This is a genomic window from Cupriavidus pauculus, from assembly GCF_008693385.1.
Taxonomy (GTDB): domain Bacteria; phylum Pseudomonadota; class Gammaproteobacteria; order Burkholderiales; family Burkholderiaceae; genus Cupriavidus; species Cupriavidus pauculus_D.
Map to the genome: position 1 here is coordinate 3,336,824 of NZ_CP044065.1, position 24,366 is coordinate 3,361,189.

Sequence of the window (24,366 nt, forward strand, 5' to 3'; positions counted from 1 at the left end):
CCCCGCATCCTTCCGGGGCGGCAACGCGATTGGACATAGGAGTTCACATGGCAACCATTCTTGTAGACGTCGTCAGCGCGGAAGCGTCGATCTTCTCCGGTCAGGCGAAGTTCGTGGCGCTGCCCGGTGAAGCCGGCGAGCTGGGCATTCTGCCCGGCCACACGCCGCTGATCACGCGCATCGCGCCTGGTCCGGTGCGCATCGAGAAGGAAGACGGCAGCGAAGAATTCGTGTTCGTGGCCGGCGGCATTCTCGAGGTCCAGCCGAAGCACGTGACCGTGCTGGCCGACACCGCGATTCGCGGTGGCGACCTGGACGAAGCGAAGGCTCAGGAAGCCAAGCGCGCGGCGGAAGAGCTGATGCAGAACCAGAGCAGCGACCTCGACCTGGCGCGTGCACAAAGCGAGCTGGCCGTGGCAGCAGCCCAGCTGGCCGCCATCGCACGCCTGCGTCGGAAGAAGTAATCGGCCCGCGGATCGCACCTGTTGTTTTTTGGGTGCGGAACGCGGAGCGGAACAAAAAAGGCAGCCGCGTGGCTGCCTTTTTTGTCGAAGCGACGATATATTTCGTCTCCTGAACCGCAAAAAAAAGCGCGCGGGCCGGGGAGGCTCCGCGCGGACGGGAAAATCCCTTCGAGGGGTCAATTCGAAGGAACGGGTTCGGTTCAGGATAACTTACAAGGCGCAGATTCCAAGTTCCGTACTAGTTTCGGTACTAGTTTCGGTACTAGTCTTGGTCCTAGCGTCGTCGGTCTTCCTGGTGAGCCGGGCCAGCACGTCGCACGATGTTGTTTCGCATGCTGCTGGTCCGGTAAATCTGGGGTACGTCTTCAGGCTTTCTTCAAGCTGACTTCAAGCGCCAGTGCGTTTATCGATACATTCACATCGATACCTCACTGGATCGCCGTCTTCTCATTCCCCACCCTTGTTCGTCGTCTTTAGCTGGCGTCAACGCCGCCCAACGCTGGGTGTGTCAATGCATTGTGGGGGAAACTTTAGGGGAAGGCAGTAACAAAATGTATCGTTTTGCAAGTAGATGAAAGAGCGGCGGCGAAAAATACGGCGCTTCAAACACTTTTGAGCGTTTCCCGCTACCTCCACGCCACTTCCAGTTGCATTTTGTGCCACGGGCAATGAGCGATCACTTGCACGCTAATGGCCTGAATGGATTACGTTTTTTTGCCTGTAATAATGCCCGCCCCCTACTTTCCGGGGGTAAGCATTTTCGGCAAAACGGAATTGTGTTCGATACCGCATTCAACGTTACGATTGGAAACGTCGCACCGAACACATTTTTCACCGCCCGCAGTCCATTAAACTGCCGCGGTGATTTTACATTCACCGTAGATTTTCGTATTCCCATGGCGATCGATCCTCAGCTTCTCGCTTACTACCAGCGCACGGCGGCCCATTTTGCGGGCGCACCCGTACCCGTTACAGCGCCCGAACGGCGCGCGCGATTCGAAGAAGTGGCCGCGCTGTCGCAACTGCCGGACCCCGACGGCATGACGGTCGCCGATCTCGTCGTGCCGCTGCCGGGCCGCGACCTGCCGGCGCGGCTGTTCCGGCCGGCCGGCATCGATACCCCACGTCTGATCGTGTACTTCCATGGCGGCGGCTGGGTCGTCGGCTCGCCGCGCACGCACCATACGGTTGCGGCGCTGCTGGCGGCGGACACGGGCTACGCGGTGGCGAGCGTTGATTACCGGCTGGCGCCCGAGTGCGCGTTCCCCGCACCCTGCGAGGACGCCACGGGGGCCGTGGAATGGTTCGCGACGCAGCGCGAAGCGCTGGGCTTCGCGACCGGATTCCTCGCGGTGGCGGGCGATAGCGCGGGCGGCCATCTTGCCGCGCAGGCCGCCGCCACCGTCAACGCGGCGGCGCGCGCCGATGTGGTCAACGCGCAGCTGCTGATCTACCCCGTCGCATCTCCGGTGCTGACGACGGAAAGCTATCGCGCCTTCGGGGATGGCGTGGGGCTGACGCGCGACGAGATGCACTGGTTCTGGACCCAGTTCGCCGGCGATGCGGCCCTTGCGCGCGGCGCGGAGAACGACGATCCGCGTCTGTACCTGATGGCCTCGGCGCCGTCCCGCCAGCCGCCCGCGAGTGTCGTGCTGGTTGCCGCCAACGATGTGCTCCGCGACGACGGGCTTGCCTATGCGGATTTCCTCGTGCGGCATGACGCGCCGGTGGTGACGATCGAGGCCAGCGGCATGACCCACGGCTTCGCGCGCCTGCAGCCGGAAGCGCCCCGTGCGCGCGAATGGATGCGCCGCGCGGCCGAGGCTTTCCGTTCGATTGCCGACGACGTCTGAACAACAGCGGGGCCGGTTCGATGAAGGAAGGTGTCCGGGACCGACGTGTCCCGTAGAATGGCGGTCTCACGAGAGACCAACATGACCGTACTGCAGAACGACACCTTCCTGCGGGCGCTGCGCCGGCAACCGACCGAATACACGCCGCTCTGGCTGATGCGCCAGGCGGGCCGTTATCTGCCCGAGTACAACGCCACTCGCGCCCGCGCGGGCAGCTTTCTCGGCCTGGCGAAGAACCCCGCCTACGCGACCGAGGTCACGCTGCAACCGCTGGACCGGTATCCGCTCGATGCCGCGATCCTGTTCTCGGACATCCTGACCGTGCCCGACGCGATGGGCCTCGGGCTGTCGTTCGCGCAGGGCGAGGGGCCGCGCTTTGCCCATCCGGTACGCAATGAAGCCGACGTCGCGAAGCTGGCGGTGCCCGATATGGCATCGCTGCAATACGTGTTCGACGCGGTGTCGGAGATCCGCCGCGCGCTGGTACGCGACGGCCAGCAGCGCGTGCCGCTGATCGGCTTCTCGGGCAGCCCGTGGACACTGGCCTGCTATATGGTCGAAGGTGGCGGCTCGGACGACTTCCGTACGGTGAAGAGCATGATGTACGGCCGGCCCGACCTCATGCATCGCATTCTCGAGACCAATGCACAGGCCGTTTCGGCCTACCTGAACGCGCAGATCGAGGCGGGCGCGCAGGCCGTGATGATCTTCGATACCTGGGGCGGCGCGCTTGCCGACGGCATGTACCAGGCGTTTTCGCTCGCCTACATGCGCCGCGTGCTCGAAGGCCTGCGCCGCGAACACGACGGGCAGCAGGTGCCCGCCATCGTCTTCACGAAGGGCGGCGGACTGTGGCTGGAACAGATTGCCGCGATCGGTCCCGATGCGATCGGGCTCGACTGGACCGTGAACCTGGCCGAGGCACGCCGCCGCACGGCAGGGCGTGTGGCGCTGCAGGGCAATATCGATCCGACCGTGCTGTTTGCGCCGGAAGCGGCGATTCGGGCACAGGTGCGCAATGTGCTCGACAGCTACGCGGCCGGCGGCGGCAGCGACGGTCATGTGTTCAATCTTGGCCACGGCATCTCGCAGTTCACGCCGCCAGAGAACGTGGCGGTGCTCGCAGACGAAGTGCACGCTTACAGCCGGACGCTGCGCGGGCAAGGCTGACCCCGCCAGGATGGCGAAAGGCGGGGGGAAAGACGGCATGAGAATCGAACGGCTGTTTACCCCGCGCCGCAGCGATGCGTGCACATGGCTGCCGGTGGTAGCCTGAGAGGCGCTTCCGGCGCGGTGTCAAGTAAACTATTTCGCCAGCTTTCGCCAAAAAGGTGCCCCGCAGCGCGTGTCAAGGCTTGACTTATGCACACCGATAGGTTTGCGGCACTGCACGAGCGGGTTACCCCTTAGCCCTGTCGGGGGATATAGGCAACTCCTTGATTTTAAAGGCTTTGAATGTTCTTCAAACGGGCTTGCGAAGACGATGGAAGCCTTGTTTCGTGGGGGTTGCAGGGTAGATCGCCTGACTTTTCAACAAAGTTATCCACAGGGGCGCGGCGAGGCCTGGAAAACCATTCATCTATCATCGACTTAGGGTCACATTTGAAGTTTTACTTTAAGTTGATGTTGCGCCGCACACAGACTTCGCCTTGCCCGTTCCCGCAGACTCCCGTGCACAACCACCGCGCACCCCGCATGCACCGTCGCGGCCCATGCCATGGTGACTGAAGCGGCTCCGGACGCCGCCGGCGTCGCGTCGGGACCACAGACAATGGGCGCACATTTGCCCGCGGCCCGGATTGCCCGCGTGGCGATCGACACGCCCGCCGACGACTGCTTCGACTACCTGGCCGAAGGGCCCGATGGCGCTTTTGCCGCGCCGGGTGAGCTCGTCGTCGTGCCGTTCGGGCGCCGCAGCGCCGTCGGCGTGGTTGTCGCGGTAGCCGACCATTCGGACGTTCCCGAGGATCGCATTCGTCCCATTGCCGCGCGTGTCGATTGGCTGCCCCCGCTTGCGCCGGCATGGATCGCGCTCGCGCGCTTTGCCGCCGGCTACTATCAGCGCCGTCTTGGCGAGGTGATGCTGCCCTCGCTACCCCCCTCGCTGCGCGAGCCCGACACCTGGGCGCGTCTTGGCGACCGGGCACGGACGGTCCGCTACCGCCTGCTGCCGGGCGCCGCGGACGCGCTGCGCGCCGCCGTACCCGCGCGCGCGAAGACGGTGGTGGCACTGGCGGAGGCGCTGATCGCGAACGGTCCCGAGGCGGGCAGCGAGGGCGATGGAGGCGACTGGATGCCGTTACCGGTGGCGCGTACCCATTGCAGCGCCGCGCCCGCGCGTCTAGCCGAATGGGTGGCGGCCGGATGGGTCGAGGAATCGCGCGCGATCGGCCCGCTGCTCGAGGTCGCGCCCGGCCGGCCGCCGTCGCCGCGCCCCGCGCTGCACGCGGAGCAGGAGGCTGCTGTCGCCGCCATCGGCCACGCCACCGGGTACGCGCCGTTCCTGTTGCACGGCGTCACGGGCAGCGGGAAGACCGAGGTCTACCTGCACGCAATGGAGACGGTGCTCGCCGCCGACTCCACCGCGCAGGTACTGATGCTGGTCCCCGAAATCAACCTGACGCCGCAGTTGCAGGCGCGCGTCGCCGCGCGGTTCCCGGCCCTGCCGCTTGCCGTGCTCCACAGTGGCCTCGCGGATCAGGAGCGCAGCCTGCAATGGCTGGCCGCGCATACGGGCGAGGCCCGGATCGTGCTGGGCACGCGCATGGCCATCATGGCGTCGGCACCGAACCTGCGCCTGATCGTCGTGGACGAGGAGCACGACACGTCCTACAAACAGCAGGAGGGGCTCCGCTACTCCGCGCGCGATCTTGCCGTCTGGCGCGCGAAGCAATTGGGGATACCCGTGGTGCTCGGATCGGCCACGCCGTCGATGGAGACATGGTGGCGCGCGGAGCAGGGTGCCTATCGCAAGCTCGTGCTGCGCGAGCGCGCGCAGGCCGATGCCGCGCTGCCGACGGTTCGCCTGATCGACCTCAATATGGAGCGCCAGCGGCAGCGGCCGATGTACGAGGGCCTGTCGCAACCGCTGATCGAGGCGATCGAGGCCCGGCTCGCCCGCGGCGAGCAGAGCCTGCTGTTCCTCAATCGCCGCGGGTACGCCCCCGTGCTGGCCTGCGACAGCTGCGGCTGGCTGTCGGGCTGTCCGCGCTGTTCGGCGTACCTGGTGCTGCACCGTCCCGAGCGGCGGCTGCGCTGTCACCACTGCGGCCTGGAGTCGCCGGTGCCGCACCACTGCCCGGACTGCGGCAACGTCGATATCGCCCCGCTGGGCCGTGGCACGCAGCGCATCGAGGAGGCGCTCGCCGCACGGTTTCCGCAGGCCCGCGTGGCCCGCATCGACGCGGACTCGACGCGCCGCAAGGGCAGCGCGCAGGCGATGTTCGACGGTGTGCACGCCGGCGAGGTCGATATCCTGGTCGGCACGCAGATGGTTGCCAAGGGCCACGACTTCCAGCGCGTGACGCTGGTGGGCATCGTGCATCCGGACGCGGCGATGTTCAGCCATGACTTCCGCGCGGCCGAGCATCTGTTCGCATCGCTGATGCAGGTATCCGGCCGCGCGGGGCGGGCCGGACTTGCGGGCGAGGTGCTGATCCAGACCCGATACCCCGATGCGCCGGCCCTCCAGGCGCTGGCCCGCCACGACTACGACGGGTTCGCGGCGAGCCAGTTGCGCGAGCGCCGCCAGTCCTGCCTGCCGCCCTTCGCGTACCAGGTGCTGCTGACGGCCGAGCATCGCGAACTCGAACGGTCGCTCGCCTTCCTGCGCGCCGCGCGCGAGGCCGCCGAGGGTTGCGCCGGCGCCGAGGAGGTGCAACTCCACGATCCGGTGCCGATGTCGATGGTCCGCGTCTTCAACAAGGAACGCGCGCAGATGCTGATCGAGGCGGGCTCCCGCCCACTGCTGCAACGATTCGTGGCAGGCTGGTTGCCGTCGCTGGACACCCTTGGCGACGCGGGGCGCGGCGTCCGCTGGCAGCTGGAGATCGACCCGCTGCGCATCTGAAGGCCATCGCGCGTGTGGTGAAAGTGCAACCCGCATTCAGCGGTTGCAATTAAGTGGTTGCACTAGGTTGCACCTTAGGGCGGGCCGCGCGTAATATGCGCACAGTCCCGCAGGCTCGCGCCTGTTCCCGCTTTCCGGAGATCTCCTCGCATGGCCACCACTACGCTCGGCGTCAAGCTCGACGACGCATCGCGCGAACGCCTCAAGCGCGTCGCCCAATCCATCGACCGCACCCCGCACTGGCTGATCAAGCAGGCCATCTTCACGTACCTGGAGCAGGTGGAACGCGGACAGCTGCCCGCGGAAGCCGGTGCCGCCGCTGTGACTGATGCCGATGGCACCGACGCGGGCGAGGTCGCGGGCGACGCCATGCCGCAGCCGTTCCTCGAATTCGCGCAGAGCATCCAGCCGCAGTCCGTGCTGCGTGCCGCCATCACGTCGGCCTACCGCCGTCCGGAGACCGAGTGCGTACCCGTGCTGCTGGAGCAGGCCCGCCTGCCGCAGAAGCAGGGCGAGGCCGCCATCAAGATGGCCAAGACGCTGGCGAGCCGGCTGCGCGAGCAGAAGGTGGGCACTGGCCGCGAAGGGCTCGTGCAGGGCCTGATCCAGGAGTTCTCGCTGTCGTCGCAGGAGGGCGTGGCGCTGATGTGCCTGGCCGAAGCGCTGCTGCGCATTCCCGACAAGGCCACGCGCGACGCGCTGATCCGCGACAAGATCAGCGGCGCCAACTGGCAGTCGCACCTCGGGCAGAGCCCGTCGCTGTTCGTCAACGCGGCGACGTGGGGCCTGCTGCTGACCGGCAAGCTCGTGGCGACGCATACGGAAGCCGGCCTGTCGAAGGCGCTCACGCGCATCATCGGCAAGGGCGGCGAACCGCTGATCCGCAAGGGCGTGGACATGGCCATGCGCCTGATGGGCGAGCAGTTCGTGACCGGCGAAACGATCTCCGAAGCGCTGGCCAACGCGCGCAAGTACGAAGCCGAGGGCTTCCGCTATTCGTACGACATGCTCGGCGAGGCCGCGATGACCGAGGCCGATGCGCAGAAATACCTGGCCTCCTACGAGCAGGCGATCCACGCGATCGGCCAGGCATCGCGCGGCCGCGGCATCTACGAAGGCCCGGGCATCTCGATCAAGCTGTCGGCGCTGCACCCGCGCTATAGCCGTGCCCAGCACGAGCGCGTGATCGGCGAACTGTACGGCCGCCTGAAGTCGCTGACGATGCTGGCACGCCAGTACGATATCGGCATCAATATCGACGCGGAAGAGGCGGACCGCCTCGAGATCTCGCTCGATCTGCTCGAGCGCCTCTGCTTCGAGCCCGAGCTCGCGGGCTGGAACGGTATCGGCTTCGTGGTGCAGGGCTACCAGAAGCGTTGCCCGTTCGTGATCGATTACCTGATCGACCTCGCGCGCCGCAGCCGCCATCGCCTGATGATCCGCCTGGTCAAGGGCGCGTACTGGGACACCGAGATCAAGCGCGCGCAGGTGGACGGGCTCGAGGGCTATCCGGTCTACACGCGCAAGGTCTACACCGACGTGTCGTACATCGCGTGCGCGCGCAAGCTGCTGTCCGTGCCCGATGCGATCTATCCGCAGTTCGCCACGCACAACGCGCATACGCTGTCGGCGATCTACCAGATCGCGGGCCAGAACTATTACCCCGGCCAGTACGAGTTCCAGTGCCTGCACGGCATGGGCGAGCCGCTGTACGACCAGGTGGTGGGCGCCATCGCCGACGGCAAGTTCGGCCGGCCGTGCCGCATCTACGCACCGGTGGGCACGCACGAGACGCTGCTTGCGTACCTCGTGCGCCGTCTGCTCGAGAACGGCGCGAACACGTCGTTCGTGAACCGCATCGCCGACGAGACCGTCGCGCTCGACGAGCTCGTGGCCGATCCGGTCGCCGTGGTCGAGGACATGCACCGCGAAGAGGGCGTCCTGGGCCAGCCGCATCCGCGCATTCCGCAACCGCGCACGCTGTACGGCGATTCGCGCGCCAATTCGGCGGGCATCGACCTGTCCAACGAGCACCGTCTGGCGTCGCTCTCGTCCGCGCTGCTGGCCGGCACCAGCGAGCAGGTACGGGCGGAGCCGCTGCTGGGGGCCGAGGTGGATCGCGCCGACGCGGTACTTGTGCCGGTGCTGAACCCGGCCGACCATCGCGACGTCGTGGGCCATGTGAGCGAGGCCACGCCGGCCGAGGTGGAAGCCGCGCTGGCCGCCGCCGTGAATGCCGCGCCGATCTGGCAGGCCACGCCCCCCGAAGTGCGCGCCGCCGCGCTGGAGCGTGCCGCGGACCTGATGGAAGCCCAGATGCAGTCGCTGATGGGCGTGATCATGCGCGAGGCCGGCAAGACGTTCTCGAACGCGATCGCCGAAGTGCGCGAGGCCGTGGACTTCCTGCGCTATTACGCGGTGCAGGTGCGCGAAAGCTTCTCCAACGATACGCATCGCCCGCTCGGTCCCGTGGTCTGCATCAGCCCGTGGAACTTCCCGCTGGCGATCTTCACGGGCCAGGTCGCCGCGGCACTCGCGGCGGGCAATACCGTGCTGGCCAAGCCGGCCGAACAGACACCGCTGATCGCCGCGCAGGCCGTGCGCCTGCTGCGCGAAGCGGGCGTGCCGGCCGGTGCCGTGCAACTGCTGCCGGGCCGCGGTGAAACCGTGGGCGCCGCGCTCGTGGGCGACGCGCGCGTGAAGGGCGTGATGTTCACGGGCTCGACCGAAGTCGCGCGCCTGCTTCAGCGCAACGTGGCGGGCCGCCTCGACGCGGCGGGCCGCCCGGTGCCGCTGATCGCCGAGACCGGCGGCCAGAACGCGATGATCGTGGACTCGTCGGCGCTGGCGGAACAGGTCGTCGGCGACGTGGTCACGTCGGCGTTCGACTCCGCGGGCCAGCGGTGCTCGGCGCTGCGCGTGCTGTGCCTCCAGGAAGATGTGGCGGACCGCGTCGTGGAGATGCTCAAGGGCGCGATGCGCGAACTCGCGCTCGGCAATCCGGACCGGCTGTCGGTCGATGTCGGCCCCGTGATCGACGAGGAAGCGCGCGGCAATATCGTGCGCCATATCGAGGCGATGCGCGCCAAGGGCCGCCGCGTGCACCAGGCCGATGCCGCCGCCGCCGAATCCGCTGCCTGCCGCCACGGCACGTTCGTGCCGCCGACGCTGATCGAGCTCGACAGCATCGAGGAGCTGCAGCGCGAAGTGTTCGGCCCCGTGCTGCACGTGGTGCGTTTCCCGCGCGCGTCGCTGGACACGCTGATCGGCCAGATCAACGGCACCGGCTACGGCCTGACGCTCGGCATCCATACGCGGATCGACGAAACGATCGCGCATATCGTGGGCCGCGCGCATGTCGGCAACCTGTATGTGAATCGCAACATCGTGGGCGCGGTCGTGGGCGTGCAGCCGTTCGGCGGCGAAGGCCTGTCGGGCACGGGTCCCAAGGCCGGCGGTCCGCTGTATCTGCATCGCCTGCTGTCGGTGTGCCCGCAGGACGCGGTGGTCCGCACCGTGCGCGCCTCGGACGTGACCGGCGCGCCCGAAGCACTGCGGCCGGGCGCGAACGCGCTGGAAGCGCTGAAGACGTGGGCGCAGGGCGAGGGCGATTCGGCACTGGCCGCCGCCTGCGAGCAGTTTGCTGCCGCCTCGCCGTCCGGCCTGTCGGCCACGCTGCCGGGCCCGACCGGCGAACGCAACACGTACTCGCTGCTGCCGCGCGAGCGCGTGCTGTGCCTCGCGCAGCAGGAGTCCGACCTGGCGCTGCAACTGGCCGCGGTACTGGCCGTTGGCGCGGAGGCAACATGGGCCGATATCCCGCTCTCGAAGGGTCTGTTGGCACGCCTGCCCAAGGCAGTACAATCGCGCGTCCGCCTCGTTGCCGATCGTGGCGACTGGTCGTCCGCCGATGCCGCATTCGATGCTGTGCTGCATCACGGCGATTCGGACCAGCTGCGCACGGTTTGCGAACAGGTGGCCGCGCGTCCGGGCCCGATCGTCGGTGTGCAGGGGTTGGCGCACGGTGAACCGAATATCGCGCTCGAGCGTTTGCTGATCGAGCGCTCGCTGTCGGTCAACACGGCCGCGGCGGGGGGCAATGCAAGCTTGATGACGATCGGCTGAGCGCCTCGGCCGTCGGCATATCTTAGGGGGTGACGGCGCGGCGATCCCGCGGCCGTCGCACAACCAGTGATGGGTCCGGTACTGCCACGCCGGACCGCAATAAACGCCGACTACATCGGCATAGATGGGACCAAGGAGAACTGATGAGCACGACCTTCCACAAGACGGCCATGACGATCGCGATGACCGTTGCCGGGCTGACCATGGCCTCGGCCGCGTTTGCGCAGGCGCAGGAAATCAAGCTGGGTTTCGCCGCACCGATGACCGGTGGCCAGGCGCAATACGGCAAGGACATGCAGAACGGCGTGGTCCTCGCGATCGAGGACATGAACGCCACCAAGCCGAAGATCGGCGGCAAGGAAGTGAAGTTCGTGCTGGTCTCCGAAGACGATCAGGCCGATCCGAAGACCGGTTCCGTCGTCGCGCAGAAGCTCGTGGATGCGGGCATCCAGGGCATGCTGGGCCATTTCAACTCGGGTACCAGCATCCCGGCGTCGATGGTTTACAACCGCGCGGGCATTCCGCAGATTGCGATGGCGACCGCGCCCGAGTACACGAAGCAGGGTTTCAAGACCACGTTCCGCATGATGACGTCCGACACCCAGCAGGGTTCGGTGATCGGCGCGTACGTGGTGAAGAAGCTCGGCGCGAAGAACATCGCGATCGTCGATGACCGCACCGCCTACGGCCAGGGTCTGGCCGACGAGTTCGAGAAGGCCGCCAAGGCCGCCGGCGGCAAGATCGTGCGCCGCGAGTTCACCAACGACAAGGCCGTGGACTTCAAGGCCGTGCTGACCAACATCAAGCGCAGCAACCCGGACGTGATCTTCTACGGCGGCGCGGAAACGCAATCGGCGCCGATGGCCAAGCAGATCAAGGAACTGGGTCTGAAGGCACCGCTGGTGTCGGGCGAAATGTCCAAGACCGACAACTTCCTGAAGCTCGCGGGTTCGTCGTCGGATGGCACCGTGGTGTCGCTGGCCGGCCTGCCGCTGGAACAGATGCCCGGCGGCGCTGCGTACGAGAAGAAGTACGAGAAGCGCTTCGGCAGCAAGGTGCAGACGTATTCGCCGTACGCCTATGACGGCGCCACCGCGATGATGACGGCGATGATCAAGGCGGGTTCGGCCGATCCGGCGCGCTACCTGCCGGTGCTGGCCGCGACCAGCATGCCGGGCGTGACCACGAAGACGCTGGCCTATGACGCGCGTGGCGACCTGAAGGACGGCGGTATCACCGTCTACAAGGTGGCTGACGGCAAGTGGACCGTGCTGGAGACGGTCGGCGGCAAGTAAGCCACCCTGGCTTTGTTTCGCCAGCTTTTGTTTCGCTAGTTTGTCCCGCCGGGCCGATTCGATATCGGCCCGGCGTCGTTGGTGTCTTGTCGTTGGTGTCTTGTCGTTGGTGTCTTGTCGTTGGTGTCTTGTCGTTGGTGTCCTGTCGTCGGTGTCCCTCCCTCCGCGCCGCGCACTCAATCGACGTTGGTGGTCGTCTCCAGATCGTCCGCCGCGATCATCAGCGCCAGCCGTGCCTGCTCCACGGTATCGAGCGTCCCTTCGTCGCCGGCCGCGCCATGTTCCAGCGCGTGCAGCCGCGCCTCCACCGCGGCGCGTTGTCCGCGCGCGATCAGTACCTCCGCCACCTCCACCGCATCGGGCAGCGTCGCGAGCGTCGCTATCGCGCGCGTGTCCAGCGTCGCATCGCGGCTGGATTGCTGGAGGTAGTCGGCGAGCACCTCGATCATCGCGCCATTGCGCAAATGGGCATCCACATCGGCGCGCGCGGTCAGCCAGTTGCCATAGCGCTCGGCGTCGAACACGGCGACGTGGTGGCGCGGTCCATCGAAGACGGGCGGATTCCGCGTCAGGTACTGGCGGACCGCGCGCAGGCGGATCGGATCGAGCCGGGCGAGCAGGGCGCCGCGTTCGGCCGGGTGAGTGGCCGTCATGAGCGCGTGTCCGACGGCCTGCAGATCCGCGAGGCCGCCGGCGTCGCTTCCCGGGTTGCCATCCGGGTTGCCACCCGCGTCACCACCCGCGTCACCACCCGAGTCGCCACGCCGGTTGCCCACAGCCGCGCCCGCGACGGCTCCTGGCGCGGCGGGGGCCTGAATCGGCGGCAGGCCTGACGCGTCCGCCGGTGCGGGCGCAGCGTCGGGTACGGTCCCGGCATCGCCGGCGGACCGGTGCACCCGTACGACCACGGCGACCGTCGTGCCGCCTAATATCAGGAGCAGCAATCCCTTGGCAACCCATCGAAGCATGACTGTCTCCATTGAAATGGAGCGTCCTTTATATCCCGGCACCGGCGGGTGCCGAAATCGCCATCTGTCCAAATGCGGCGCGGCAGGGCGGGAAACCGTTCGGCAGGCAAGCCGAAACAGGCGCCTTTTCCCTCTTGTTCTCTCACTAGGACATGGCGCGGCTGGCGCATAATTCCGCACTTGCTGAATTTTCTCCGAAGGAGCCGTCGGTGCAGGATGTGAGCTACGAGCGCGCGGTCGCGCTGGCCGGGGCGGGACGCCAGGACGAGGCGCTCCGCATCGCCGAGCAGCTCTGGCTGAACGAGCCGGATGTGGTCGACCACGCCACGCTGCGCGCGCAATTGCTGGCCGACGCCGGCGATCTGCCGGCCGCGCTCGCCGCGCTGGACGAGGCCATGGCACGGCTGGCGGCCCCCGCCGATGCGGACGCCGCGCTGGCCCCCATGCATCGCCTGGCCTCGCAGGGATTGCTGGCGCACCAGTACGGCACGCTGCTGCTGCGCGCGGGCCGGCAGCGCGAGGCGCTGAACTGGCTGCACGAAGCCGCGCAGCGCAACGGCCTGGCCACGGGCGAGTGGGCCGCGCACTTCTACGCGGGCCTGGCCGCCTACGAACTCGAGGACTTCGCGCGCGCCGGGCGCTACTGGCACGATCTGCTGTACCGCGCGCCGGATCTCGGCGCGGCGGACATCCTGCCGCTGGTGAAGGCCCACATCGACGCCGCGGAAGCTGCCGATGCCGCAGGTGGCCCGGCCGCCGAGCCGCTGATCCGGGCCTGCCTCGGCCGCATCGCGCTCGACTCGCCCGACCTGCTGGACCTCGAGCCCGAAGCCGGCGACGCGCTGGCCGCCGAACAGGCCGCGCGCATTCTCGCGGACGCGCCCGACCACCCCGAGGCGCGCCGGCTGCGCGCCCCGCTGCGGCTGGGCGACGATCGCGCCGGCGCGCTCGACGACCTGGCCGTGTATCTGCGCCAGCAACCCGATCCGCAGGCACAGGTACGCGAACTGGCATGGCGCCATGCGGCGACCGAGCCGGGCGCGCCGCCCGCGTGGCAGGGCTTTGCGCTGACGACCGCGAGCGACGATGGCGCGGGCTATTACCGGGCGGCCGCCGCGTTGCAGGACTTCATCGACGACGTGCCGGCCGCGCGTGCCGCGCTGCAGCCCGTGGTGGTCCAGGCCTGCCGCACGGGGCTGGAGCGGTTCGAGCAGTACTTCGCGTCGGGTGACGGCGACGAGAGAGGCCACGGCGGCAACGCCGACCCCCATATCTATTCCCAGCTGTGCGGTCTGCTGGCCCGCAGCCTGCCGGCCGATGCCGCGCATCTGGAGGAACGGCTCGCGCTGCATCGCAAGGGCATGGCCGCCAGCGATTTCATCGAGCACTGGATCGACATGCTCGACGCGTACGCGGGCGCGGGCCAGTGGCAGCAGGTGCTCGACCTGGCCGCCGAAGTGCTCGAACGCCATCCGGTCGAGCGCGATCCGTCGCGCGTCGGCTGGGCGTTCAGCCGCATGATGGGCGCCTGGGCGCGCATCGGCGGCAGCGAAGCGCTGGCCACCGCCACCGAAGCGCTCGCGCGCATGGACGCGCGGCTCGACGCGCTGCCCGTGGAGGCCCGCAGCGAGGCCGGCCATGCGATGGCGCATACGCGCGCGCATTATGCGGCGCTGCTGGGCGCGGGCGTACCCGCGATGGATGCGCATGACCGTGCCCACGCGCTCGACGAGATCGAGGCGCTCCAGCGCCGCGCGCTCGTGGTGGAGGATCCGTGGCTGCACAACCGCTTCGGCGGCGTCTGGCGCGACCTCGGCGATATCGGCCGCGCGCTGCCGTTGTTCGAAGCCGCCGTCGCGCTGACCGAGGGCGATCCGTACGATCAGGCGCCCCCACGCGTCCAGCGCGCGCGGATCCTCGTCGGCGAAGGGCGCCACGAGGAGGCGCTGGCCGATTTCACGGCCGCGATTGCCGTGCGGGACGACTGGGATGCCGAGACGTGCCTGCTTGCCACGCAGGCCGCACTCGGACTCGCGCAGCGGGAGGTCGCGCTGGGCTGGTTCGAGCGCGCCCGCGCGCAGGGGGCCGAGAAGGGCCGCACGCGCGGGCTGTACGCCAAGGTGGAAGCGGCGCTCAAAGAGACGCGCCCCGCATGGAAGATCTGGGGCGTCTAGCCTGACCTGAAAAAACTACAAAAAGCACCATCGGCGACGATGGTGCTTTTTACTTGCTGTTCACGCGATATGCGTGCGGAATGCAAACACTGTCGGACAAACCCCGACAAGCAATTTGAAGTGCTTCCGTTACCATGTCGCCCATGAATGGACTGAGTCAACTTTTTCCCACGCTGCCCCTGGCCCCGAGCGGCCTGTTCTGGGTCGGGCTCGCGCTGATCGGCGCGGGACTCGCCGGCGAACTCGGGCGGCGCTGGCTGGGCTTTCCGCGCATCGTCGGGTACGCGGTGGTGGGGCTGTTCGCGGGTACGCTGGGACGCAGCATCGTCGACGACAACATGATCGCGCAGACGCGCGTGCTCATCGACATGGCGCTCGCGCTTGCGCTGTTCGAGCTCGGGCACCGGCTCTCGCTGTCGTGGCTGCGCGCCAACCGGTGGCTGTTGTTTACGAGCGCGGCCGAAAGCCTGCTGACCTGGGGCCTCGTGGCGTTCGTGCTGCAATGGCTGGGCGCGTCGCCCGGCGTCGCGATCCTCGCCGGCGGTATCGCCGTGAGCACATCGCCGACCATCGTGCTCCAGCTCAAGAACGAGTTGCGCGCCGAGGGGCAGGTGACCGAGCGGCTGATGGCGATGGCGGCGCTCAACAGTATCTATGCCGCCGCGATCGTCCAGGTCGCCACGGGCTGGCTCCACTCCGAATACGGCAATATCGGCGCCGCGCTGCTCCATCCGCTCTATCTGCTCGTGGGCTCGTGCCTGCTCGCATGGGTCGTGGGGAAGGTGGGCCACGCGATCTATACCCGCATGTCCGCGGACGATCACTACAGTTTTCTCGTGCTTGTGGGGCTCGTGCTGTTCACGCTGGCGCTGACGCGCGTGCTCAAGCTGTCGATGCCGCTCACGCTGCTGCTCGCGGGCATCGTGTTCAAGCATCAGGACCGCCAGCCGCATGTCTGGCCGACGCACTTCGGCAGCGCGGGCAGCCTGCTGATCATCGTCATGGTCGTCTCGCTGGGCCTGCCGCTCACCGCCCATGACTGGGTCGTCGGCGGTATGCTGGCGCTGGTGCTCGTGGTAATGCGGCATGTGGCCAAGCTGATCGGCGTGGTGTCGCTCGGATCGTTCTCGGGGCTGAGCCTGCGCCAGTGCATGGCGCTCGGCCTCGCGCTCACGCCGATGTCCGGCCTCGCGTACCTGTTGATGAGCGATATCGCGCGGCTCTACCCGAGCACGGGTGGCCCGCTGGCGTCGATCATCCTCTGCGCGCTCGCGATCGAACAACTGGTGAGCCCGCTCATCACGGCCTGGGCCCTGCGCTATGCGGGCGAGGTCCGCAGCAATGGAGGAGGGCGCTGATGTCGCTCGAACCGTTCAAGCATTCCGAGGCGCTGACCTTCGGCGTCGAGCTCGAGCTGCAGCTCGTCAATCGTCACGACTATGACCTCGCGCCCTTCGCGCCCGATCTGCTGCGCGCGCTCAAGGGCGCCCAGCATGCCGGCGATATCAAGCCCGAGATCAGTCCGTCGATGATCGAGATCAGCACGGGCATCTGCCGCGACTACGCGCAGGCGCTCGACGAACTGACCACGATGCGCGACCTCATGAGCACCGCGTCGAAGTCGCTGAATCTCGGCATCTGCGGCGGCGGCACCCATCCGTTCCAGCAATGGTCGGACCGCACGATCTCCGACTCGCCGCGCTACCAGTACATCTCCGAACTCTATGGCTATCTGGCCAAGCAGTTCACGGTATTCGGCCAGCACGTGCATATCGGTTGTCCCAGTGCGGACGAGTCGCTGTTCCTGCTGCATGCAATCGGCCGCTACGTGCCGCACTTCATCGCGCTGGCCGCGTCGTCGCCGTACGTGCAGGGTGTGGATACCGGCTTCGCGTCGGCGCGCCTGAATTCGGTGGCCGCGTTCCCGATGAGCGGTCGCGCGCCGCACGTGCTCACGTGGGATGGTTTTGCCGCGTACTTCGAGAAGATGCGCAAGACCGGCGTGATCGAGAGCATGAAGGACTTCTACTGGGATATCCGTCCCAAGCCCGAATTCGGCACCATCGAAGTCCGCGTCATGGACACGCCGCTGACGGTGACGCGCGCGTGCGATATCGCGGCCTATATTCAGGCGCTGTCGCGCTATCTGCTGCTGTCGCGCCCGTTCATGCCGCAGGAAGACGACTACCTCGTCTACACGTTCAACCGCTTCCAGGCGTGCCGGTTCGGTCTCGATGGCGAATACGTCCATCCGAACGAACTCACGCGCATGCCGATCGCGGACCACATCATTTCCATCTGCGATGCACTGGTGCCGCACGCGGAGGCATTGGGGTCGCTCGACGCACTCGCCAATATCCGCGCGCTCGCCGAACGGCGCGATGGGGATGCGAGCTGGGTACGCGCGGCCGATGCGGAGGCGCACAGCCTGCGCGACACGGTACGGCTGACATGCGAACGCTGGGAAGCGTAAGGCTTCCGCGCGGATATCGCGGTACGGCGCTCCCTTACTGCAAGGTGTAGCCCTTGCCGCTCATGCACGCGCGCCAGGCCTGCCAGTAGGCGCTGATCGCCTGCTGGTTGCCGGCCGATACCTGCGCGTTCTGTGCCTCGGTTTCGCGGCGCTGCTGCCGATGCTGCATGCCGCCGGCCATCGTGCCGACCGCCGCGCCCGCCGCGGCGCCCTTGCCGGCGTCGCCACCGATCGCGCCCGCCACCGCACCCATGGCCGCGCCTCCGGCCGCGCCGCGCACACGTTGCCCCGAGGGCGCCTGCGCGGGGGGCGGCGCGGCGGCAAGCTGCGCCGGATCGACACCCGTCTGCCGTTTCGCCCAGCCGATGCAGGCGTCGTCGTCGCTGGCCTGCTGTTCGGCCGACTGCCCCTTGGCCGGATACGCAACGGGCTTGCCCTGCGCGTGCGCCATGCCGGCGAGGCCGAGCGCGAGCGCGGCCGCGCCGGCGACGCCTGTGGATAAGATGCTGATGGATGTCATGGCCACTCCCCGGCGCGATCCACATCGCGCGCTTGCCGCCAGTATTTGCAGCGGCCCGGGGGCACGTCAATTGAATAAAATCGCGCGCGCCGAGCGCGATATAAGCGCGGTTTTCTGCGATGGCAGTCGTGCGCGTTCAGGCTTCAGTAGACAGGCTCGCAGCGCACTTCCGACTTCACCGAGTTCGCGATATAGCACGCGTCGTGTGCCGCGTGATGGAGCCGGTCGAGGTCTTCGCGCGTGGGAACGCGTTCGCCCGAGAACGCCACGTCGGGGCGCAGCGTGATCACCGTCATCGCGATGCGGCCTTCGGGATTCTTTTCCATCACGCCGACGGCCTTGTCCACATAGCGATCGACGCGGAATCCCGCCTTCGCCGCGAGCCCCAGAAACCAGAGCATATGGCAGGTCGATAGCGACGCCACGAACGCCTCTTCGGGATCCACGGCCGATGCATCGGACAGCGGCACGGGCACCACGCGCGGCGAAGAGGAGCCGGGGATCTCGAGGCCGCCGTCGAAGCGGATCAGATGGCGGCGGCTATAGCGCTTGTCGAGGAAATCCTGCTCGCCCCGCTCCCACAGCACCTCGGTCGTGTATTCGGACATGTCGTTCCCCCTTGCAGTTGAAATCAGGCGCCGTGCGGCACGCGTTCGCCGTCGCGCTCGCGGCCATGCAGGCCCAGCTGCTGGTTGGCCGGGACGGCGATATCGATCAGTTTGGGACGCGGCAGGTCGAGCGTGCGCATCATCGCGATGAACTCGTCGCGCGAGCGTCCCGCCACGCGGCTGTTATGCGCGCGTTCCTGCGCGATCGACGACGACGTGCGGCCCTTGTAGTCGTGCGCGGGATAGACCTGCGTGTCGTCGGGCAGGCGGAACAGCTTCTGCGTCAGGCTGTCGTAGAGCGTGCCCGCATCGCCGGACTGGAAGTCGGTGCGGCCGCACCCGTCGATCAGCAGCGCATCGCCGGTGAACACGCGGCGCACCGTGCCTTCCGGCACCGGTTCGTCCCACAGGTAGCTCATGCTGCCGGCCGTGTGCCCGGGAGTGTGCATGGCGCGCAGGACCTGGTTGCCGAAAGTCAGCGTATCGCCATCGATCAGCTGTTTCTGCGCCGGCTTGATATCGCAGCCCGACGGCGCGGCGGTGTGCGCGCCGGTCTGCTGCGCGACGTGGCCGGCCGATGTGATGTGGTCCGCGTGCGCGTGCGTTTCCACGACCCATGCGAGCCGCGCGCCCTCGGCGGCGAGCAGGGCCATGTCGCGGTCGAGCTGCCGGTCGACGGGGTCGATCAGCAGTGCCTCGCGCGTATCGCGGTCGATGAGCAGGTAGGTGAAGGTCGACGAGACGTCGTCGAACAACTGGTGGAAGGTCTGCATGGCCGTGGCATTCTTGTTAGAGGGGCGCAACAGGATCATACGCGCGCGCCCGCCGGCCGCAAGCCCGCGCCGTGCCGATCAGCACTCCACGATATTCACGGCGAGTCCGCCGCGCGCGGTTTCCTTGTACTTCGTCTTCATGTCCGCGCCCGTCTCGCGCATGGTCTTGATGACCGAGTCGAGCGATACGTAGTGCGTGCCATCGCCGCGCAGCGCCATGCGCGCGGCATTGACAGCCTTGACCGAGGCCATCGCATTGCGCTCGATGCACGGAATCTGCACGAGGCCGCCGACGGGATCGCAGGTCAGGCCGAGGTTGTGCTCCATGCCGATCTCCGCGGCATTCTCCACGTGCTCGGGCGTGCCGCCGAGCACGGCCGCCAGCGCGCCCGCGGCCATCGAGCACGCCACGCCGACCTCGCCCTGGCAGCCGACCTCGGCCCCCGAGATCGAGGCGTTGAGCTTGTAGAGCAGGCCGATCGCACCCGCCGTCAGCAGAAAGTCGACCACGCCCGCGCGGTTGGCGCCAGGTACGAAGCGATCGTAGTAATGCAGCACGGCCGGAATGATGCCCGCCGCGCCGTTGGTCGGCGCCGTCACGACGCGACCGCCCGCCGCATTCTCTTCGTTGACGGCCATCGCATACAGGTTGACCCAGTCCATCACCGAGAGCGGATCGGACAGCGTGCGCTCCGCGCGCTCCGTCAGGTTGCGATACAGCTCGGGCGCGCGCCGGCGGACCTTGAACGGGCCGGGCAGCTCGCCCTCGGTGCGGCAGCCGCGCGCGACGCATCGCTGCATCACGTCCCAGATATGGAGCAGGCCGTCCGTGACCTCCGCCTCCGTCCGCCACGTGAGTTCGTTCTCGAGCATCAGCCGCGCGATGGACTTGCCGCTCTCGCGGGCCATGTCGAGCATCGCGCGCCCGGTCGTGAACGGGTGCGGCAATTGCCGCGCCGCGGCCAGGACCTGCGTGTTCGGCGCGCCCGCGGTCACGACGAAGCCGCCGCCCACCGACAGGTAGCGCGCCTCGCGCAGCGAGGCGCCGGTGGCATCGAACGCGTGGAACTTCATGCCGTTGGGGTGCTCGGCCATTGCTTCGCGCCGGTAGAACGCAATGTGCTCGCGTTCGACGAAGGGCACCGCATGCTTGCCCAGCAGCGTCATCGTGCGCGACTGGCGCACCACGCCGAGCTTCGCGTCGATGGTATCGGGGTCGATGGTATCGGGCGCCTCACCCATGAGGCCGAGCATCACGCCCTTGTCGGTGCCGTGGCCCTTGCCGGTGGCGCCGAGCGAGCCGTAGAGTTCCACGCGCACGGCGGCCACCTGGGGCAGCAGGCCATCGCGCTCCAGCCCCTGCGCGAACATCAGCGCGGCGCGCATCGGGCCCACGGTATGCGAGCTCGACGGGCCGATGCCCACCTTGAACAGATCGAAAACGCTGACAGCCACGGTATGTCTCCATTACTGCGATGTGCCGGGATCGCGCCACAGGGCGTCCAGCTTTCGCTCGTTCGAGGGCGATTCCTCGTGCCGCATCACGCTGACGGTGCCGTCGGTCTCGAGAATCGCGAAGCGCACCTGCTCGAGGCGTTCGCAGCCCGCGCGGCGCAGGATCTTCTGCAACTCGTGCGAGCTGATGCGCTCGCGCCGCATCACGGCGTCGCTGATCTTGCCGTCATGAATCAGGATCTGCGGCTTGCCATCCACGAGCGATTCGATTCGCCGGTTGCGCCAGGTGAAGTAGCCCAGCGCCGCATCGGCGCCGAACAGTGTCAGGGCCAGGATCAGCCCCGCGGCCACCGAATTGTCGCCGGCGTTCATCGCGTTCTGCACGGCGTTGGAGATGATCAGCAGCAGGACCAGATCGAATGGCGTGAGCTGGCCGGTCTGCCGCTTGCCGCACAGCCGCATGAGGATAAGCAGCGCGCCGTAGACGATCAGGCCGCGCAGTACGAATTCCCACCAGGGCGCTTCGAGATGCCACATGAAAGAGGTCTCCGCTCAGAACGCGCCGCGATCGTGGGCGCGCTCCGAGCATAGCGCGTTGGCAGCACCGGTGGGTGTCCGGCGCCGCCTGACAACGCCCCCTCAGTCCTGCGCGTACTCGCTCATCGGCACGCACGAGCAGAACAGGTTGCGGTCGCCGTACACATTGTCGGCACGGCCGACCGGCGGCCAGTACTTCTGCGTGCGCAGCGACGCCACCGGGTAGGCGGCTTCCTCGCGCGTGTACGCGTGCGTCCATTCGTTCGCGGTAATCACGGCCGCGGTGTGCGGTGCGTGGCGGAGCGGGTTGTCCTCGCGGTCGAACGAGCCGTCGGCCACGCGCGCGATCTCGGCGCGAATGGCGATCATCGCGTCGACGAAGCGGTCGAGCTCGTGCAGCGCTTCGCTCTCGGTCGGCTCGATCATCAGCGTGCCCGGCACCGGGAAGCTCATCGTCGGCGCGTGGAAACCGTAGTCCATCAGGCGCTTGGCCACATCCTCGTTGGTGATGCCCGTTTCCTTCTGCAGCGGACGCAGGTCGAGAATGCACTCGTGCGCGACCAGGCCGTGCTGGCCCGTGTACAGCACCGGGAAGTGCGGCGCCAGGCGGCGGGCGACATAGTTGGCCGTGAGAATCGCGTTCTCGGTGGCGGCCGTCAGGCCGGCCGAGCCCATCATCGCGATATACATCCACGAAATGGGCAGGATGCTCGCGGAGCCGAACGGCGCGGCGGAGACACCGCCGATGCCGTTCTCGTCGCGGCGGTAGCCGACGCTGTCCTGATTCGGCAGGAAGTCCGCGAGGTGCGCGCCCACGGCAACCGGACCCACGCCCGGGCCGCCGCCGCCGTGCGGAATGCAGAACGTCTTGTGCAGGTTCAGGTGCGAGACGTCGCCGCCGAAGTGGCCCGGCGCGGCCGTGCCCACCATGGCGTTCATGTTGGCGCCGTCCACGTAGACCTGGCCGCCGTGGCGATGCACGATTTCGCAGATTTCCTGAACGCCCGCTTCGAACACGCCGTGCGTCGACGGGTACGTGATCATGATCGCGGCCAAGTTGGCGCTGTGCTGCTCCGCCTTCTTCGCGAGGTCCGCGAGGTCGACGTTGCCGTTGTCGTCGCAGGCCACGACCACCACCTGCATGCCGGCCATCTGCGCGGAAGCGGGGTTGGTGCCGTGCGCGGACGACGGAATCAGGCAGATGTTGCGATGGCCTTCGCCGCGGCTTGCATGGTACTTCTGGATGATCAGCAGGCCCGCGTACTCGCCCTGCGAGCCTGCGTTCGGCTGCAGGCTCACGGCCGCGTAGCCGGTGGCCGCGCACAGCATGGCTTCCAGCTGGTCGATCATCTCGCGGTAACCCACGGTCTGGTCGAGCGGCGCGAACGGATGGATGCGGCTGAACTCGGGCCACGTCACCGGGATCATCTCGCTGGTGGCATTCAGCTTCATCGTGCACGAACCGAGCGGGATCATCGTGCGGTCCAGCGCGAGGTCCTTGTCCGCCAGCATGCGCAGGTAGCGCAGCATCTCGTGCTCGGCATGGTGCGTGTTGAACACGGGGTGCGTCAGGTACGCGCTCTGGCGCGCCAGCGCGGTCGGGAAACCGTCGCCGACCGTGGCTTCGATGGCGTCGAAGTCGGGCAGCGGCTTGCCGTGCGCGAAGATTTCCCAGAGCGTGACCACGTCCGCGCGCGTGGCGGTCTCGTCGAGCGAGACGCCGATGCGCGTGCCGCCCGCGTGGCGCAGGTTGATGCCGTGCGAGGTGGCGGCCGCGTGGATCGCTTCGGTGTTGAAGCCGGTCTCGAACGTCAGCGTGTCGAAGAAGGTCGCGTTCAGCGGCGTGTGGCCCAGCGCCTGCAGGCCGGCGGCCAGCGTGGCCGTCAGGCGGTGCACGCGCTGCGCGATGCGCTGCAGGCCCTGCGGACCGTGGTAGACCGCGTACATCGAGGCCATCACGGCCAGCAGCACCTGCGCGGTACAGATGTTCGAGGTCGCCTTCTCGCGGCGGATATGCTGTTCGCGCGTCTGCAGCGCGAGGCGGTAGGCCTTGTTGCCCTGCGCGTCGACGGTCACGCCGACGAGGCGGCCCGGCATCGAGCGCTTGAACGCATCCTTGACGGCCATGTAGCCCGCGTGGGGACCGCCGAAGCCGAGCGGCACACCGAAGCGCTGCGAGTTGCCCACCGCGACGTCCGCGCCCCATTCGCCGGGTGCCACGATCAGCGTCAGCGCGAGCAGGTCGGCGGCGGCCACCACGAGACCGCCGGCCGCGTGCACCGCGTCCGCGATCGCGCGGTAGTCGGCCACGTCGCCGTTCACGCCCGGGTACTGCAGCAGCACGCCGAAGGCATCGGCGCCGGCCGCGTCGGCCGCGGGGCCGACCTTGATCTCGATACCGAGCGGCAGTGCGCGCGTGCGTACCACTTCCAGCGTTTGCGGGAGCACGTCGTCGGCTACGTAGAACGTGTTCGATGCATGCTTGTTCACGCGCTGGAGCAGCGTCATGGCTTCCGCGGCGGCGGTGCCTTCATCGAGCATCGACGCGTTCGCGATGTCCAGGCCGGTCAGGTCCGTGATCATCTGCTGGAAGTTCAGCATCGCCTCGAGGCGGCCCTGCGAGATCTCGGGCTGGTACGGCGTGTACGCGGTGTACCAGGCGGGGTTCTCGAAGATATTGCGCAGCACCACGCCCGGCGTGAGCGTGTTGTAGTAACCCTGGCCGATGAAGCTCTTGAACACCTTGTTCTTCGACGCCAGCCCGCGCAGCTTTGCCAGCGCGGCTTCCTCGGTCAGCGGTGCGGTGAATTCACCGAGCGGCATGCCGTCGCGGCGGCGGATGGCGGCCGGGATCACGGCATCGATCAGCGCGGCGCGGCTCTCGTAACCGAGCACCTTCAGCATATGGCGCTGTTCGGCGGAGTCGGGGCCGATATGACGGGCGGCGAAGGCGTCGCGCGCCTCCAGTTCGGCCAGCTTGGGCCGGGATTGCGCGGCAGCGTTCGTGGGCAGCGGGGCGTTCATGGCAAGGATCTCGTTGTGGCGGCACCGG

The 24,366-nt window shown here is 67.7% G+C and carries 16 protein-coding genes; 9 read left to right on the forward strand and 7 right to left on the reverse strand.

Annotated features, from left to right (window positions below; translation table 11 throughout):
- Positions 1–47 precede the first annotated feature (47 nt).
- The 6 genes from FOB72_RS15270 to FOB72_RS15295 all read left to right on the forward strand — a co-directional run bounded on the left by FOB72_RS15270 (position 48) and on the right by FOB72_RS15295 (position 11,806).
- On the forward strand, positions 48–464 hold the full coding sequence (locus tag FOB72_RS15270; RefSeq protein WP_109585342.1) for a F0F1 ATP synthase subunit epsilon: 417 nt from the start codon (positions 48–50) through the stop codon (positions 462–464).
- A gap of 896 nt (positions 465–1,360) precedes the next feature.
- Complete coding sequence (locus FOB72_RS15275; protein ID WP_150373390.1) at positions 1,361–2,317, forward strand: alpha/beta hydrolase; 957 nt, start codon at positions 1,361–1,363, stop codon at positions 2,315–2,317.
- A gap of 81 nt (positions 2,318–2,398) precedes the next feature.
- Entirely contained in the window at positions 2,399–3,487 is a 1,089-nt protein-coding gene (gene hemE, locus FOB72_RS15280) for a uroporphyrinogen decarboxylase (protein ID WP_150373391.1), read from the forward strand.
- A 547-nt stretch (positions 3,488–4,034) separates the two neighbouring features.
- Complete coding sequence (locus FOB72_RS15285; protein WP_411859802.1) at positions 4,035–6,386, forward strand: primosomal protein N'; 2,352 nt, start codon at positions 4,035–4,037, stop codon at positions 6,384–6,386.
- Between the two features lie 150 nt (positions 6,387–6,536).
- Positions 6,537–10,511 (forward strand): trifunctional transcriptional regulator/proline dehydrogenase/L-glutamate gamma-semialdehyde dehydrogenase, encoded by a 3,975-nt coding sequence (gene putA, locus FOB72_RS15290; RefSeq protein ID WP_150373393.1) that lies wholly within the window; start codon positions 6,537–6,539, stop codon positions 10,509–10,511.
- A gap of 143 nt (positions 10,512–10,654) precedes the next feature.
- The gene (locus FOB72_RS15295) at positions 10,655–11,806 is read left to right on the forward strand and encodes a branched-chain amino acid ABC transporter substrate-binding protein (protein ID WP_150373394.1); all 1,152 of its coding nucleotides are present in this window, start codon (positions 10,655–10,657) and stop codon (positions 11,804–11,806) included.
- A 176-nt stretch (positions 11,807–11,982) separates the two neighbouring features.
- Here FOB72_RS15295 and FOB72_RS15300 read toward each other — a convergent pair whose 3' ends face one another.
- Positions 11,983–12,774: a hypothetical protein gene (locus tag FOB72_RS15300; protein ID WP_150373395.1), complete on the reverse strand. Its 792-nt coding sequence runs from the start codon at positions 12,772–12,774 to the stop codon at positions 11,983–11,985.
- Positions 12,775–12,926: 152 nt separating this feature from the next.
- Here FOB72_RS15300 and FOB72_RS15305 point away from each other — a divergent pair, with 152 nt between their 5' ends.
- From FOB72_RS15305 to FOB72_RS15315, 3 genes are all read left to right on the forward strand, one after another.
- Positions 12,927–14,948 (forward strand): hypothetical protein, encoded by a 2,022-nt coding sequence (locus FOB72_RS15305; RefSeq protein ID WP_191002158.1) that lies wholly within the window; start codon positions 12,927–12,929, stop codon positions 14,946–14,948.
- A gap of 134 nt (positions 14,949–15,082) precedes the next feature.
- On the forward strand, positions 15,083–16,306 hold the full coding sequence (locus FOB72_RS15310) for a cation:proton antiporter (RefSeq protein WP_191002159.1): 1,224 nt from the start codon (positions 15,083–15,085) through the stop codon (positions 16,304–16,306).
- Entirely contained in the window at positions 16,306–17,421 is a 1,116-nt protein-coding gene (locus tag FOB72_RS15315) for a YbdK family carboxylate-amine ligase (RefSeq protein ID WP_150373398.1), read from the forward strand. Before FOB72_RS15310 ends, FOB72_RS15315 begins: the two co-directional genes overlap by 1 nt.
- A gap of 34 nt (positions 17,422–17,455) precedes the next feature.
- On the opposite strand, the gene FOB72_RS15320 is transcribed toward FOB72_RS15315, so the two are convergent.
- The 6 genes from FOB72_RS15320 to gcvP all read right to left on the reverse strand — a co-directional run bounded on the left by FOB72_RS15320 (position 17,456) and on the right by gcvP (position 24,338).
- Positions 17,456–17,941 carry a YMGG-like glycine zipper-containing protein gene (locus tag FOB72_RS15320; RefSeq protein ID WP_150373399.1) on the reverse strand — a complete coding sequence of 162 codons (486 nt, stop codon included), beginning with the start codon at positions 17,939–17,941 and terminating at the stop codon, positions 17,456–17,458.
- A gap of 143 nt (positions 17,942–18,084) precedes the next feature.
- Complete coding sequence (locus FOB72_RS15325) at positions 18,085–18,549, reverse strand: OsmC family protein (RefSeq protein WP_150373400.1); 465 nt, start codon at positions 18,547–18,549, stop codon at positions 18,085–18,087.
- Between the two features lie 23 nt (positions 18,550–18,572).
- Entirely contained in the window at positions 18,573–19,322 is a 750-nt protein-coding gene (locus tag FOB72_RS15330) for an MBL fold metallo-hydrolase (protein ID WP_150373401.1), read from the reverse strand.
- Positions 19,323–19,400: 78 nt separating this feature from the next.
- Positions 19,401–20,777: an L-serine ammonia-lyase gene (locus FOB72_RS15335; RefSeq protein ID WP_150373402.1), complete on the reverse strand. Its 1,377-nt coding sequence runs from the start codon at positions 20,775–20,777 to the stop codon at positions 19,401–19,403.
- Positions 20,778–20,789: 12 nt separating this feature from the next.
- A complete protein-coding gene (locus tag FOB72_RS15340) occupies positions 20,790–21,314 on the reverse strand; it encodes a DUF421 domain-containing protein (RefSeq protein WP_150373403.1) in 525 nt (174 codons plus the stop codon).
- A gap of 102 nt (positions 21,315–21,416) precedes the next feature.
- Positions 21,417–24,338 carry an aminomethyl-transferring glycine dehydrogenase gene (gcvP, locus tag FOB72_RS15345; protein WP_150373404.1) on the reverse strand — a complete coding sequence of 974 codons (2,922 nt, stop codon included), beginning with the start codon at positions 24,336–24,338 and terminating at the stop codon, positions 21,417–21,419.
- Positions 24,339–24,366: the final 28 nt, after the last annotated feature.

Bases quoted from the DNA above. Each gene is read 5' to 3' on its own strand.
- FOB72_RS15270 (WP_109585342.1), top strand. From the start codon at position 48: ATGGCAACCATTCTTGTAGACGTCGTCAGCGCGGAAGCGTCGATCTTC.
- FOB72_RS15275 (WP_150373390.1), top strand. From the start codon at position 1,361: ATGGCGATCGATCCTCAGCTTCTCGCTTACTACCAGCGCACGGCGGCC.
- hemE (WP_150373391.1), top strand. From the start codon at position 2,399: ATGACCGTACTGCAGAACGACACCTTCCTGCGGGCGCTGCGCCGGCAA.
- FOB72_RS15285 (WP_411859802.1), top strand. From the start codon at position 4,035: ATGGTGACTGAAGCGGCTCCGGACGCCGCCGGCGTCGCGTCGGGACCA.
- putA (WP_150373393.1), top strand. From the start codon at position 6,537: ATGGCCACCACTACGCTCGGCGTCAAGCTCGACGACGCATCGCGCGAA.
- FOB72_RS15295 (WP_150373394.1), top strand. From the start codon at position 10,655: ATGAGCACGACCTTCCACAAGACGGCCATGACGATCGCGATGACCGTT.
- FOB72_RS15300 (WP_150373395.1), bottom strand. From the start codon at position 12,774: ATGCTTCGATGGGTTGCCAAGGGATTGCTGCTCCTGATATTAGGCGGC.
- FOB72_RS15305 (WP_191002158.1), top strand. From the start codon at position 12,927: ATGGCGCGGCTGGCGCATAATTCCGCACTTGCTGAATTTTCTCCGAAG.
- FOB72_RS15310 (WP_191002159.1), top strand. From the start codon at position 15,083: ATGTCGCCCATGAATGGACTGAGTCAACTTTTTCCCACGCTGCCCCTG.
- FOB72_RS15315 (WP_150373398.1), top strand. From the start codon at position 16,306: ATGTCGCTCGAACCGTTCAAGCATTCCGAGGCGCTGACCTTCGGCGTC.
- FOB72_RS15320 (WP_150373399.1), bottom strand. From the start codon at position 17,941: ATGACATCCATCAGCATCTTATCCACAGGCGTCGCCGGCGCGGCCGCG.
- FOB72_RS15325 (WP_150373400.1), bottom strand. From the start codon at position 18,549: ATGTCCGAATACACGACCGAGGTGCTGTGGGAGCGGGGCGAGCAGGAT.
- FOB72_RS15330 (WP_150373401.1), bottom strand. From the start codon at position 19,322: ATGCAGACCTTCCACCAGTTGTTCGACGACGTCTCGTCGACCTTCACC.
- FOB72_RS15340 (WP_150373403.1), bottom strand. From the start codon at position 21,314: ATGTGGCATCTCGAAGCGCCCTGGTGGGAATTCGTACTGCGCGGCCTG.
- gcvP (WP_150373404.1), bottom strand. From the start codon at position 24,338: ATGAACGCCCCGCTGCCCACGAACGCTGCCGCGCAATCCCGGCCCAAG.